This window comes from Variovorax sp. 20P10.2.4 (assembly GCF_058244205.1).
In genome coordinates this window covers 1-12,609 of the sequence record NZ_JBZAYE010000175.1, presented here as the reverse complement: position 1 = coordinate 12,609, position 12,609 = coordinate 1, and the positions used below count along the sequence as shown (strand labels likewise).

General features: G+C 66.4%; 12 protein-coding genes. 3 read left to right on the top strand and 9 right to left on the bottom strand.

The window, feature by feature from the left end:
- From AC27VN_RS17915 to AC27VN_RS17880, 8 genes are all read right to left on the bottom strand, one after another.
- The coding region (locus AC27VN_RS17915) for a deoxyguanosinetriphosphate triphosphohydrolase (RefSeq protein WP_490877380.1) at positions 1 to 1,151 on the bottom strand (1,151 nt) is incomplete at its 3' end.
- A 37-nt stretch (positions 1,152 to 1,188) separates the two neighbouring features.
- Positions 1,189 to 2,310, bottom strand: a complete 1,122-nt coding sequence (gene aroB / locus AC27VN_RS17910; protein ID WP_490877379.1) for a 3-dehydroquinate synthase — start codon at positions 2,308 to 2,310, stop codon at positions 1,189 to 1,191.
- 95 nt (positions 2,311 to 2,405) lie between these two features.
- The gene (locus AC27VN_RS17905; protein WP_490877378.1) at positions 2,406 to 2,969 is read right to left on the bottom strand and encodes a shikimate kinase; all 564 of its coding nucleotides are present in this window, start codon (positions 2,967 to 2,969) and stop codon (positions 2,406 to 2,408) included.
- Between the two features lie 23 nt (positions 2,970 to 2,992).
- Entirely contained in the window at positions 2,993 to 5,143 is a 2,151-nt protein-coding gene (locus AC27VN_RS17900; protein WP_490877377.1) for a type IV pilus secretin PilQ, read from the bottom strand.
- Positions 5,140 to 5,682, bottom strand: coding sequence for a pilus assembly protein PilP (locus tag AC27VN_RS17895; RefSeq protein WP_490877376.1), 543 nt, complete (start codon positions 5,680 to 5,682; stop codon positions 5,140 to 5,142). Before AC27VN_RS17895 ends, AC27VN_RS17900 begins: the two co-directional genes overlap by 4 nt.
- Complete coding sequence (locus tag AC27VN_RS17890; RefSeq protein WP_490877375.1) at positions 5,679 to 6,359, bottom strand: type IV pilus inner membrane component PilO; 681 nt, start codon at positions 6,357 to 6,359, stop codon at positions 5,679 to 5,681. The genes AC27VN_RS17895 and AC27VN_RS17890 overlap by 4 nt, the downstream gene beginning before the upstream one ends.
- Positions 6,360 to 6,365: 6 nt before the next feature.
- Positions 6,366 to 6,992 (bottom strand): PilN domain-containing protein, encoded by a 627-nt coding sequence (locus tag AC27VN_RS17885; protein ID WP_490877374.1) that lies wholly within the window; start codon positions 6,990 to 6,992, stop codon positions 6,366 to 6,368.
- Positions 6,989 to 8,068 carry a pilus assembly protein PilM gene (locus AC27VN_RS17880; RefSeq protein ID WP_208509128.1) on the bottom strand — a complete coding sequence of 360 codons (1,080 nt, stop codon included), beginning with the start codon at positions 8,066 to 8,068 and terminating at the stop codon, positions 6,989 to 6,991. Before AC27VN_RS17880 ends, AC27VN_RS17885 begins: the two co-directional genes overlap by 4 nt.
- A 238-nt stretch (positions 8,069 to 8,306) precedes the next feature.
- On the opposite strand from AC27VN_RS17880, the gene AC27VN_RS17875 reads away from it, so the two are divergent.
- Positions 8,307 to 10,730 (top strand): penicillin-binding protein 1A, encoded by a 2,424-nt coding sequence (locus tag AC27VN_RS17875; protein ID WP_177239508.1) that lies wholly within the window; start codon positions 8,307 to 8,309, stop codon positions 10,728 to 10,730.
- Positions 10,731 to 10,755: 25 nt separating this feature from the next.
- Here the strand turns inward: AC27VN_RS17875 and cyaY are convergent, their stop codons facing one another.
- Positions 10,756 to 11,088 (bottom strand): iron donor protein CyaY, encoded by a 333-nt coding sequence (gene cyaY, locus AC27VN_RS17870; protein ID WP_093352029.1) that lies wholly within the window; start codon positions 11,086 to 11,088, stop codon positions 10,756 to 10,758.
- A 12-nt stretch (positions 11,089 to 11,100) separates the two neighbouring features.
- Here cyaY and lptM point away from each other — a divergent pair, with 12 nt between their 5' ends.
- Together lptM and lysA are read left to right on the top strand one after the other, a co-directional pair.
- The gene (gene lptM, locus AC27VN_RS17865; RefSeq protein WP_093352031.1) at positions 11,101 to 11,367 is read left to right on the top strand and encodes an LPS translocon maturation chaperone LptM; all 267 of its coding nucleotides are present in this window, start codon (positions 11,101 to 11,103) and stop codon (positions 11,365 to 11,367) included.
- Positions 11,364 to 12,609, top strand: a 1,246-nt coding sequence (gene lysA / locus AC27VN_RS17860; protein ID WP_490877373.1) for a diaminopimelate decarboxylase, incomplete at its 3' end; no start/stop codon positions are given. The genes lptM and lysA, both read left to right, overlap by 4 nt.

The following is a 12,609-nucleotide window of genomic DNA, read 5'->3' as shown; positions in this document are numbered from 1 at the left end:
CATGCCGTCGGTCCGTCGGCGCGCGCGATGCCGCGCCGGCCGGTCAGCCGTTCGTGCTCGCGCATCGCGAAGCGGTCGGTCATGCCCGCGATGTAGTCGGCCACGGCGCGCGGGCGGTCGGCGCGCTCGGCGAAGGACTCGGGCATCTCGGCGCCGCGCTCGAGGTAGGCATCGAACAGTTCGCGCACCACCTCGCGCGCCTGGTCGGTGGTCTGCACCACCTGCGGATGGCGGTAGAGATTGCGGAACAGGAAGCGCTGCAGCGTCTCCGACTGCGCGCGCATGCCCTCGCTGAACGCGACCACCGGCGGCGCGCGGCGCACCGCGTCGGCATCGCCGGGCGCGAGCGCCTCGAGCGTGGCGCGGGTGGCGTCGATCACGTCGTAGACCTGGGCGCTGAGCATGCGGCGGATGGTCTCGTAGAGCACGCGGCGGCCGCTCAGCGCCGGGTACTCGGCCAGCGCCTCGCGCCGGTAGCGCTCGAACAGCTCGACCTCGGCCAGTTGCTCGACGGCGATCAGGCCGGAGCGCACGCCGTCGTCGATATCGTGGGCGTTGTAGGCGATCGCATCGGCCAGGTTGCACAGCTGCGCCTCGAGGCCGGGCTGGGTACGGTCGATGAAGCGGCGCGCCACGCCGCCGGGCTCGGCCGCCTCGAGCTTTTCGGCATTGGCGCGCGAGCAATGCTTGAGGATGCCTTCGCGCGTCTCGAAGCTGAGATTGAGGCCGTCGTACTGCGGATAGCGATGCTCGAACGCATCGACCACGCGCAGGCTCTGCAGGTTGTGCTCGAAGCCGCCGTGCTCGGCCATGCAGGCATTGAGCGCGTCCTGCCCCGCATGGCCGAAGGGCGTGTGGCCCAGGTCATGGGCCAGCGCGACCGCCTCGACCAGGTCCTCGTTGAGCCGCAGTGCGCGCGCAATGGAGCGGCCGAGCTGCGCCACCTCGAGCGAATGGGTGAGCCGCGTGCGGAACAGGTCGCCTTCGTGGTTGAGGAACACCTGCGTCTTGTAGACCAGCCGCCGGAACGCCGTCGAATGCACGATGCGGTCGCGGTCGCGCTGGAAGGCGTCGCGCGTGGGTGCGGGCGGCTCGGGATGGCGACGGCCGCGCGAACGCGCGGGATGCGAGGCGTAGGGCGCGAGACTCATGAATCCGCAGTGGCGATGCCGGCCATCGGAAGGGGGCTCAGGCCGCCGCGCAGGACTGCGCGAGCACCTCGCGCACCAGCGCGTCGGGCGCGCCGCGCATGATTGCGGAGCCGGGCTTGTCGATCACCACGAAGCGGATCTCGCCGCCCTCGGATTTCTTGTCGACGCGCATCAGCTCGAGGTAGCGATCCGCCCCCAGGTCGGGGCCGACCGTGGGCAGGCCGGCGCGCTGGATCAGCCGGGTCAAGCGCTCGACGAAGGCCGCATCCACGCCACCGAGGCGCTGCGACAGCCGCGCCGCCATCACCATGCCGCAGCCCACGGCCTCGCCATGCAGCCACTCGCCATAGCCGAGGCCCGATTCGATCGCATGGCCGAAGGTGTGGCCGAAATTGAGGATCGCGCGCAGGCCGGTCTCGCGCTCGTCCTGACCGACCACCAGCGCCTTGATCTCGCAGCTGCGCTTGACCGCATGCGCGAGCGCGGCGGGATCGCGCGCCACCAGGGCCTCGATGTTGGCTTCGATCCAGTCGAGAAACGCCATGTCGTGGATCGGCCCGTACTTGATGACCTCGGCCAAGCCGGCACTGAGTTCGCGCGGCGGCAGGGTCTGCAAGGTACCGAGGTCGCAAACCACCAGTTGGGGCTGGTAGAACGCGCCGATCATGTTCTTGCCCAACGGATGGTTGATGGCCGTCTTGCCGCCGACCGAGGAATCGACCTGCGCCAGCAAGGTGGTCGGCACCTGGACGAAAGGCACGCCGCGCATGTAGCTGGCGGCCGCGAAGCCGGTCATGTCGCCCACCACGCCGCCGCCGAGCGCGAACAGCACGGTCTTGCGGTCGCTGCCGTGGCCGAGCAGCGCGTCGAAGATCAGGTTCAGGGTCTCGAGGTTCTTGTAGACCTCGCCATCGGGCAGCTCGAGCAGATGAACCTGCCGGAACCGACCGGCCAGCGCCTGGCGAAGTGCCTGGGCGTAGAGCGGCGCGACCGTGGTGTTGCTGACGATCAGCGCGCTGGCCGCCTGCGGCACGATGCCATAGGTCTGGGGATCGTCGAACAGGCCGGCGCCGATGAGGATGGGATAGCTGCGGTCGCCGAGCGGGATGTCGACGCGTTCGAGGGCGGGCGGGGAAGCGGAAGCGGCGGGCGATGGCATGGCGGGAGTTTAGGCGGTGCGGCGCCCAGGGGCCGGAACGCCGGCGCCAAGCGCCTCGGCGCGCGAGGGTCGATCCGTGCCCGGCCCGGGCCTCGCTAACCCGAGGACGGGGGCGGCTCGGGGCCCTCGGGATGCGCACCGGGCGGCACGATGCCGGCCAGCTCGAGCTGCATCACGATGATGTTCACGAGCGTCGCGACCGTGGGACGGCCGGTGTCGACCACGTCATGGGCGGTCTCGCGGTAGAAGGGATCGCGCGCGTCGTGCAGCTCGCGCAGCCGGCCCAGCGGATCGGCCACTTGCAGCAGCGGGCGCTTGACGTCGTGGCGCAGGCGCCGGAACAGGTCCTCGGGCGAGGACCGCAGGTAGATCACGTGGAAATGGTCGCGCAGCTGCTGGCGGTTGGCCTCGCGCAGCACTGCGCCGCCCCCGGTGGCCAGCACGCCATGCGCGCCGGCCGCCAGTTCAGCGATCACCTGCTGCTCAAGGTCGCGGAAGGCGGCTTCGCCTTCGCGCTCGAAGTAATCGCGGATCGAGCAGCCGATGCGCTGCTCGATTTCGTGGTCGGTGTCGACGAAGGGAAGATCGAGCCGAAGCCCCAGCCGTCGGCCCACCGCGGACTTTCCGGCGCCGGGCAATCCGACGAGTGCGACGGCCACGCCGTGGCTGCTACGCCCGCGCGTCAGCGCGCGGCGTTGCGGTCGGTAATCATCTTCGGGGTGATAAAGACGAGCATTTCGGTCTTGTTCGCAATGCGAGTGCGTGTGCGGAACAGCGCCCCCAGATAAGGCACTTCACCCAGCACCGGCACGCGCGACTCGTCATTGGATTCGTTGAGCTCGAAGATACCACCGATGACGACCGTGCCGCCGTTTTCGACCAGCACCTCGGTCTGGACATGCTTGGTGTTGATGGCCGGGCCGGCGGTGGTGTTGATGCCACGCGCGTCCTTGCTCACATCCAGTGTCAGGATGATGTTGCCTTCGGGCGTGATCTGCGGCGTGACTTCGAGCTTGAGCACCGCCTTGCGGAACGAGATCGAGGTGGCGCCGCTCGAGGTCGCCTGCTGGTAGGGGATTTCCTCGCCTTGCTCGATCAAGGCCTTGGTCTGGTCGGCCGTGATGACACGGGGGCTGGACACCAGCTTGCCCTTGCCGTCGGCTTCGAGTGCTGAGATCTCGAGGTTCAGCATGCGGGAGAAGCTGGAGTTGAAGAGCGAGATGGCGAAGGTGCCTGCGGCAACGCCATTGCCGGTCGGATCCGATGCCGGCATGTTGATGAAGTTCGAGTTGGTCCAGGTGGTGGTTGCCGTACTCCCGCTGCCATTTGTGCCTTGAGTCACGACCGGCATCACGCCAATGTTGCCGAATGCCCGATTGCCGTTGGCGGAAGCTACGCGCTCTCCCGCAACCCCGCCTCCCAAGCGCGCCCCGAGCGACTTGCCGAAGGTGTCGGTCGCTTCGACGATACGAGCCTCGATCAGCACCTGACGCACTGGCACGTCCAGTTTCTGGATAAGTTCCGAAACTTGCGCGAGACGTGAGGGTATGTCCGAAACGAATAACTGGTTGGTACGCGCTTCCGCAATTACGCTGCCGCGCGGACTCAAGATGCGCGTGGCAGAGCCAGACCCGCCTGCGCTCCCCGCCGACGTTCCCGTTCCCGTCAACCCCTGAGCAATGGCGATCGCCTTCGTGTAGTTCAGTTGGAACGACTGCGTCCGCAGCGGCTCGAGATTTTCAATCGCGGCCTTGGCTTCGAACTCGAGCTTTTCCTTGGCGTTGATCTCGTCCTTCGGTGCAATCCACAGCACGCTGCCGTTCTTGCGCATGCCGAGGTTCTTGGCCTGCATGATGATGTCGAGCGCCTGGTCCCAGGGCACGTCCTTCAGCCGCAGGGTCAACGCGCCGGTCACCGAATCGGAAGTCACGATATTGAAGTTCGTGAAATCGGCGATCACCTGCAGCAGCGAACGGATCTCGATGTTCTGGAAGTTGAGCGAAAGCTTCTCGCCCGTGTAGCCCACGCCCTGCGTCAGCTTGGTCGGATCGACCTTGCGCGCCCGGACCTCCACCACGAACTGGTTCTCGCTCTGGTAAGCGCTGTGCTCCCAATCACCCTTGGACTCGATCGTCATGCGGACGCGGTCGCCGGCCTGCTGGGCCGTGATCGACTGCACCGGCGTATTGAAGTCGGCGACGTCGAGGCGACGACGCAATCCCTCGGGCAGCGTGGACTTGGTGAATTCCGCCACCAGGGTCTTGCCTTGCTGTCGCAGATCGACACCCACCTGGTTATTGGCCAGATCGATGATGATGCGGCCCGTATTGTCAGCCCCCATGCGGAAATCGATGTCACGCAACGGCAGCATGTCGCGATTGCGGTTTTCGGCGAAGGTGCCGGAAGCGGACGCAGCGAGCGCGACGCCGGCCACGGGCTCGAGCATCACGAGCAACGACTTGCCCTGAAGCTCGGTCTTGTATGCCGTGGCTTGCTTGAGGTTGAGTACCACGCGGCTGCGTTCGCCGGCCTGCACCACATTGACCGAGCGCAGGTTACCTTGATTCATCTCGATCGCTGAGCGCCCGATGGCATTCGTGACACCGGGGAAATCAAGTGCGATGCGCGCTGGCGTCTGGACCGCAAAACCCGTGGGCACCGTGGCCAAAGGTTGCGCCAGATCGATCCGGATCACCTCCGCACCGGACTGCATCGAACTCGTCACGGCCTCGATGGCGTTTTGCGCCTGGGCCATGGCAAACATGCCACATGCCAGCAGCCCGAGCGCGGCGCTTCGCAGCCGCTGCGCCATCTTCGATTTTTGTAGGTTCATTTCGCACTCTCTTGCAACTGCAGCGATGCTGCGCGTTCGATCCATTCACCGGCTGCGTCCTGCACGATTTCCCGCAGGGCGATTTCGCTTTCGTTGATCCGGGTGATACGGCCATAGTTGAGGCCCAGGTATTCGCCGACACGCACCTTGTAGAGCAGCTTGTCGACCTTCACCAGAGCCACCGGCTGGCTGTTGCGGTTCATGGTGCCGACCATGGCCATCGAATCGAGCGGGAAGGCCTCGAGAGCCTCCTTGCGCCGCGCCAACTCGGGCGCGATCAGGTCGGAGCTGCCCTGCTGGTTCGATTCGCGGCGCAACGCCTGCGTGAGCTTCAGCTTGTTGAAGGGCTCGAACGACGACGCTTCCGTGTAGGCCTGCGGCGTGAACCGCTTCGGCTCGGCGATCGGCGTGATACTGGGCCTGACCTGGGCGCGCTGCTCCACCATCCAGCGCTGGAGGTCTTCCTGCTCGGAGTTGCCACAACCGCTCAGGCCGATTGCGGCGGGCAGCAACCACAACAGATAAGTGGCCGTCTTCATTTCCTCTTGCCCTTCGGCGCCGCGGCGCGCTTCTGGGCCAGTCGTTCTTCCTCGTCGAGATAGCGATAGGTACGCGCGGTGGCATCCATCGTCAGCACGTCCTTGTCCTTCTGTGGCGTCACGCTCAGGTTGTTCAACGTGACGATGCGCGAGAGGCTCGCGATGTCAGCCGCGAAAGCGCCCATGTCGTGATAACGACCCGTCACGCGTACCGCGATCGGCAACTCGGCGTAATAGTCCTTGACGACGACCTGCCCCGGACGGAACAACTCGAACTGCAGGCTTCGGCCAAGTCCGGCCTGGTTGATATCCGACAACAGTGCATCCATCTCGGCCTTGCTCGGCAACTGCTTCTCGAGCAGCGTGACGTACTGCTGCACCTGTTCACGCTGCTTCTTCAGCAGGTCGAGGTTGGCGGCCTGCGCCACCTTCTTCTGATAGTCGGTCCGCAGCGCGATTTCCTTGCTGCGCTCCGATTCGAGCTCGTCGTTCGAATTCGTGAGCCAGACGAACCACAAAGCCACGACCACGATGACGCTCAGGCCCAGGCATAGCGCATAGCGCGGCACCGGCGGCCAGTTCGCGGGGTCGTTGAGGTTCAGTCCACGGAATTGATCGCCGAAGCGACGCAGTGCGGCGCCGACATCGACTTTGGGGGAGGAGCGGTTGCTTGCCATGATCGCCTAGCCCTTGGACTGCGCTGCGGTGGCCAGCGCCTTGTCGGCCGCCGCCTTCTGCGCGTCGGTGGGCCGCTTGAGGCCGATGCGCATGGTGAAGTTGGCCACGCGCCGCTGGTCGCGCTGGCTGGAACTCAAACTCACGGTCGCGGAGGTGATTTCGACCAGCTCCGGCTTCACGAGCCAGGGACTGTTGTTGCCGAGATTGCGCAGCAGCTCCGACACGCGTTCGTTCGACTGCGCCATGCCCTGCAGCGTGACGGTCTGGTTGTCCTGCTTCATGTTCGACAGGTAGACGCCATCGGGCAGTTGCCGCACCAGCTCGTTGAGCAGATGCACCGGCAGGTTGCGGTCGCCCTGGAGGTCTTCGACGGCCTGCTGGCGTGCACGCAGCGCCGCGATTTCCTCCTGCAGGGTCGAGATCTCCTTGATCTCGACCTCGAGCTTCTTGATCTCGCCCTGCAGGAAGCGGTTCTTCGATTGCTGGGCCGAGATCTGGGCCTCGAACCAGAGGTAGCCCAGGCAGGCGATCAGGCCGCCGAGCAGCGCGGCGCCGGCCAGGGTGCCGAAGAAGGCTTCGCGCCGGCGCTTGCGCGCGGCCTCGCGGTGAGGGAGCAGATTGATCAGGATCACTGCAGGAACCTCCGCATGGCCAGACCGCAGGAGGTCAGGTAGGAAGGCGCTTCGCGCCGGACCTTCTTCTCGCGGATGTTCGAACCGAGCTCCATGCCGTCGAAGGGATTCACGAGCGAGCAGGCGAAGGAGGTCTGCCGCGTCACCGCATTGCTCAGGCCCGGCAGCGAGGCCGATCCGCCGGCCAGCATCACGTAGTCGACGCGGTTGTGCGGCGTGCTGGTGAAAAAGAACTGCAGCGCGCGCGCGATTTCCTGGGCGATGCTCTCGACGAAGGGCTTGAGGACGCCCGCACCGTAGTCGTCGGGCAGATCGCCGCTGCGCTTCTTGGCCTCGGCCTCCTCGGCCGAGAAGCCGTACTGGCGCACGATCATCTGGGTCAGCTGGGCGCCGCCGAAAGCCTGGTCGCGGTCATACAGCACTTCCTGATTGCGCAGCACCTGCATGCTGGTGGTGAAGGCACCGACCTCGAACAAGGCGACGATCGCATCCTGGCCCTTGCTCGGCAATTGCTCGATCAGGCGCGCGGTGGCGAGGCGCGAGGCATAGGACTCGACGTCCAGGATCATGGCCTTGAGGCCCGCCGCCTCGGCCAGGCCTTCGCGGTCCTGCACCTTTTCCTTGCGCGAGGCGGCGATCAGCACCTCGACGTCGCCCGCCGAGCTCAGGCTCGGCCCCGTCACGCAGAAATCGAGGCTCACTTCGTCCAGCGAGAAAGGAATGTATTGATTTGCTTCCGATTCGACTTGAATTTCGAGCTCCTGCTCGCTCATCCCGCCCGGAAGAATGATCTTCTTGGTGATCACCGCCGACGGCGGCAGCGCCAGCGCGACATTGCGCGTGCGCGTGCCGCTCTTGCGCACCACGCGGCGCACGGCCTCGGCGACTTCGTCGAACTTCTCGACGTTGCCATCGGTGATCCAGCCCCGCTCCAGGGGCTCGATGGCGCAGCGTTCCAGGATCAGCTTGCCGCTGGCTTCACGGCCGAGCTCGACCAGCTTGACGCTGGACGAACTGACATCCAGCCCGAGCAGGGGGGCGTTCTGACGACGAAACAACGTTCCAAGAGCAGCCAAGTTCTGTCCCTCTTCCCCTGCATTTGTAACCAATAGAAAAATATGCGTTCGGTTGCATGCTAGCAGCACGCTCCAAGGCATCCAAGCGAGGGATCGGGGCGGAATGGTCGAACGTTGTCAAAACCTGACGTTAAAGCCTCGTTCTGTAACTTTCGATTTAGGACTGGGCGCCCGAGGAAACATCCGGGCCCGCTCAAGGGGTGGCTTTTTATAATGCGCGGTGACTCTCGGGCCCTCCATGCAAGAAAACACACGGCCAACGCCAAACCCCAAGCGCCCAGCCAAGACTCCCCCCACCTCCACCCGACCCGCCTGGCTCAAATGGCTGCTGCGTTTCGTGTTCTGGGGGCTGGGCATCGCCGCGGCCGGCGTGCTGTCGGTGATCTGCGTGGTCGCGGTGGCGCTGGCGGTCGCCTATCCGAACCTGCCCGACATCTCCGAGCTCTCCGACTACCGGCCCAAGCTGCCGCTGCGGGTGTTCTCGGCCGAAGGCATCCTGATCGGTGAATTCGGCGAGGAACGCCGCAACCTGACGCCGATCTCCGCCATCCCCAAGGTGGTGAAGGACGCGGTGCTGGCGGCCGAGGACACCCGCTTCTACGACCACGGCGGCGTCGACTACAAGGGCATGATCCGCGCCGGCCTCGCGAACATGAACCGCGTGAAGAGCCAGGGTGCCTCCACCATCACCATGCAGGTGGCGCGCAACGTCTACCTGAGTTCCGAGAAGACGCTGACGCGCAAGATCTACGAGGTGCTGCTGACCTTCAAGCTCGAGCACCTGCTGAGCAAGGACCAGATCTTCGAGATCTACCTGAACCAGATCTACCTCGGCAACCGCGCCTACGGCTTCGCCGCCGCCTCCGAGGCCTATTTCGGCAAGCCGCTGTCCGAGCTCACGATCGCCCAGGCCGCGATGCTGGCCGGCCTGCCCAAAGCCCCCGGCGCGAACAACCCGGTGAACAATCCGCAGCGCGCGCGCGGCCGGCAGTTCTACGTCATTGACCGCATGCAGGACGCCGGCTTCATCACCGCCGAGCAGGCCGCGGCCGCCAAGAAGGAAGAGCTGCACCTGCGCGATGCCGCCGATCCGAACCGGCTGCATGCCGAGTACGTGGCCGAGACCGTGCGCCAGCTCATGTATGCGCAGTACGGCGACAGCACCTACACGCGCGGCCTCAAGGTCTACACCTCGCTGGTGGCGGCCGATCAGGCGGCCGCCTACAAGGCGCTGCGCAAGGGCATCATGGATTACGAGCGCCGCCAGATCTATCGCGGCCCCGAGAAGTTCGTCGAGCTGCCGAACGATGCCAAGGACCTCGACGAAGCCGTCGACGACGCGCTCAGCGACCATCCCGACAACGGCGACGTGATGGCGGCCGTGGTGCTCAAGGCCACGGCCAAGCAGATCGACGCGGTGCGCGGCAACGGCGACGCGGTGCAGATCACGGGCGAAGGCCTCAAGCCCGCGCAATCGGGCCTTTCCGACAAGGCGCCGCCCAACATCAAGATCCGCCGCGGCGCGGTGATCCGCGTGGTCAAGACGCCCAAGAACACCTGGGAGATCACCCAGTTGCCCGAGGTCGAAGGCGCCTTCGTCGCCATGGACCCGCGCGACGGCGCGATCAAGGCACTGGTCGGCGGCTTCGACTTCGGCAAGAACAAGTTCAACCACGTCACGCAGGCCTGGCGCCAGCCGGGCTCGAGCTTCAAGCCCTTCATCTACTCGGCCGCGCTCGAAAAGGGCTTCACGCCCGCCACCGTGATCAACGACGGCCCGCTGTTCTTCGATGCCGGCACCACCGGTGGCCAACCCTGGGAGCCCAAGAACTACGGCGGCGGCTACGACGGTCCGATGTCGATGCGCACCGCGCTGATGAAATCGAAGAACCTGGTCTCGATCCGCATCCTGCAGTCGATCGGCACGCGCTACGCGCAGGACTGGATCACCAACTTCGGCTTCGAGCGCGAGAAGCACCCGGCCTACCTGCCGATGGCGCTCGGCGCGGGCTCGGTCACGCCGATGCAGATGGCGGTGGGCTATTCGGTGTTCGCCAACGGCGGCTACCGCGTCAATCCCTATCTCGTGACGCGCATCACCGACCACAAGGACAAGCTGCTGGTCGACAAGCAGCCGCCGCTGCTCAACGAGGCGCTGCGCGCCATCCCGCAGCGCAACGCCTTCATCATGGACAGCCTGCTGCAGTCGGTGGCGCGCGCCGGCACCGCGGCCAAGGCCCAGGCGATGCTCAAGCGGCCCGACCTCTACGGCAAGACCGGCACCACCAACGATTCGCTCGACGCCTGGTTCGCGGGCTTCCAGCCCACCATGACCGCGATCTCGTGGATCGGCTACGACACGCCGCGCAACCTCGGCGATCGCGAAACCGGCGGCGGCCTGAGCCTGCCGATCTGGATCAACTTCATGGAAACCGCCATCAAGGGCGCGCCGATCACCGACCTCTCGACCGCGCCGCCTTCCGGCGTGGTGAACGTGGGCGGCGAGTGGTACTACGACGACTACGCGCCGGGCCGCGGCGTGGCCAGCCTGGGTGTCGACACGACACCGGCGGCGCCGGCCGAATCGCTGAGCGGCGCGCCGGTGAGCCCGCCGGCACCGCCCGAGGAGCGCAGCCGCATCCTCGACCTGTTCCGCAACTGATGCCGCGTCGGCCGAGCCGCGGGCCTCAGCCCGCGGTGAAGCTCAGCGGCTGCCCCGCCTGCAGCGTCGCCTCGCGCGACAGGTTGCCGAAGAACTCTTCCGCGCTCTTGGTGTCGACCCAGGCCTGGCCGTCGAAGCGGTAGTGGTAGCCACCCGAGCGCGCCGCCAGCCAGATCTCCTGCAGCGGCTTCTGCAGGTTCACGATCAGCTGGCTGCCGTTGGGAAACGAAATCGTGATCATGCCGCCCACGCGCTGGTTGTCGATGTCGGCGTCCGTGGCGTCGTTGAGGCGGTCGCAGCTTTGCTCGATCGCCGCCAGCGCGGCTTCGGCGCGGTCCATGTATTCGGAGTCCGTCATTACAATTTCGTTATGTTGAATGTCCACCAAATTCTAGTGAGCGCCCGCGGCCGCACTGCGCTCATGGTCTGCCTCGCCGCCGCCACCCTCGGCCTGGCCGCCTGCGGACAGCGCGGCGCCCTCTACCTACCGACCGATCCGGCCGCCTCGCAGCGCGCCACGCTGCCCGATCTGCTGACGCCCAGCATGCCCGGCGGCAACAGCGATGCCACCCCCTCTTCCGGCGCCGGCCAGGCCGCGCCGAAGCCCGCCACCGCCAGCAGCGGAGCCGCCCGATGAGCACCCTTCCCCTGCCCGGCCATCCCCATATTGCGCAGCGCGACGGCGCGCTCCAGGTCGAAGGCGTGTCGCTCGACGCGCTCGCGCGCGAGCACGGCACGCCGCTGTTCGTCTATTCGAAGCAGTGGATGCTCGACGCCCTGGCCGCCTACCAGCGCGGCTTCGAGGGCCGCGATGCGCTGATCTGCTATGCGATGAAGGCCAATTCCTCGCTCGGCGTGCTGCGCGTGTTCGCCGAGGCCGGCTGCGGCTTCGACATCGTCTCGGGCGGCGAACTCGCGCGCGTGCTCGCGGTCGGCGCCGATCCGAAGAAGATCATCTTCTCGGGCGTCGGCAAGACCCGCGCCGAGATGCGCCAGGCGCTCGCGGCCGGCATCGCCTGCTTCAACGTCGAGAGCGAGGCCGAGCTCGACGTGCTCAACGAGGTGGCGCTGGCCGAGAAGGCGCGCGCGCCGATCAGCATCCGCATCAATCCCAACGTCGATCCCAAGACGCATCCCTACATCTCCACCGGCCTCAAGGGCAACAAGTTCGGCATCGCGCACGACCGCGCGGTGCAGGCCTACCGCCATGCGGCCAGCCTGCCGGGCCTCGAAGTGGTCGGCATCGACTGTCACATCGGCTCGCAGATCACCGAGGCCTCGCCCTACTTCGATGCCTTCGAGCGCGTGCTCGACCTCGTGGTGGCGATCGAGGCCGCGGGCATTCCCATCCATCACCTGGACTTCGGCGGCGGCCTGGGCATCGACTACAACGGCGAGACGCCGCCGCAGGCCGATGCGCTGTGGCAGCAGCTGCTCGCGCGGCTCGACGCGCGCGGCTTCGGCCAGCGCAAGCTGGTCATCGAGCCGGGCCGCTCGCTGGTCGGCAATGCCGGCGTGTGCCTGACCGAGGTGCTCTACACCAAGCCCGGCGAGGACAAGAACTTCTGCATCGTCGATGCGGCCATGAACGACCTGCCGCGTCCCGCGATGTACCAGGCCTTCCATCGCATCGTGCCGGTGCGCGAGCGCGCTGGCACGGCCACCAGCTACGACGTGGTGGGCCCGGTCTGCGAGAGCGGCGACTGGATCGGCCGCGACCGCGAACTCAACGTGGTGGCCGGCGACCTGCTGGGCGTGCTCTCGGCCGGTGCCTACTGCATGAGCATGGCGAGCAACTACAACACCCGCGCGCGCGCGGCCGAGGTGCTCGTGAGCGGCGCGGCGGCCACGCTGATCCGCCGGCGCGAAACCATCGCGG

Bases quoted from the DNA above. Each gene is read 5' to 3' on its own strand.
- aroB (WP_490877379.1), bottom strand. From the start codon at position 2,310: ATGCCATCGCCCGCCGCTTCCGCTTCCCCGCCCGCCCTCGAACGCGTC.
- AC27VN_RS17900 (WP_490877377.1), bottom strand. From the start codon at position 5,143: ATGAACCTACAAAAATCGAAGATGGCGCAGCGGCTGCGAAGCGCCGCG.
- AC27VN_RS17895 (WP_490877376.1), bottom strand. From the start codon at position 5,682: ATGAAGACGGCCACTTATCTGTTGTGGTTGCTGCCCGCCGCAATCGGC.
- AC27VN_RS17890 (WP_490877375.1), bottom strand. From the start codon at position 6,359: ATGGCAAGCAACCGCTCCTCCCCCAAAGTCGATGTCGGCGCCGCACTG.
- AC27VN_RS17875 (WP_177239508.1), top strand. From the start codon at position 8,307: ATGCAAGAAAACACACGGCCAACGCCAAACCCCAAGCGCCCAGCCAAG.
- cyaY (WP_093352029.1), bottom strand. From the start codon at position 11,088: ATGACGGACTCCGAATACATGGACCGCGCCGAAGCCGCGCTGGCGGCG.
- lptM (WP_093352031.1), top strand. From the start codon at position 11,101: ATGTTGAATGTCCACCAAATTCTAGTGAGCGCCCGCGGCCGCACTGCG.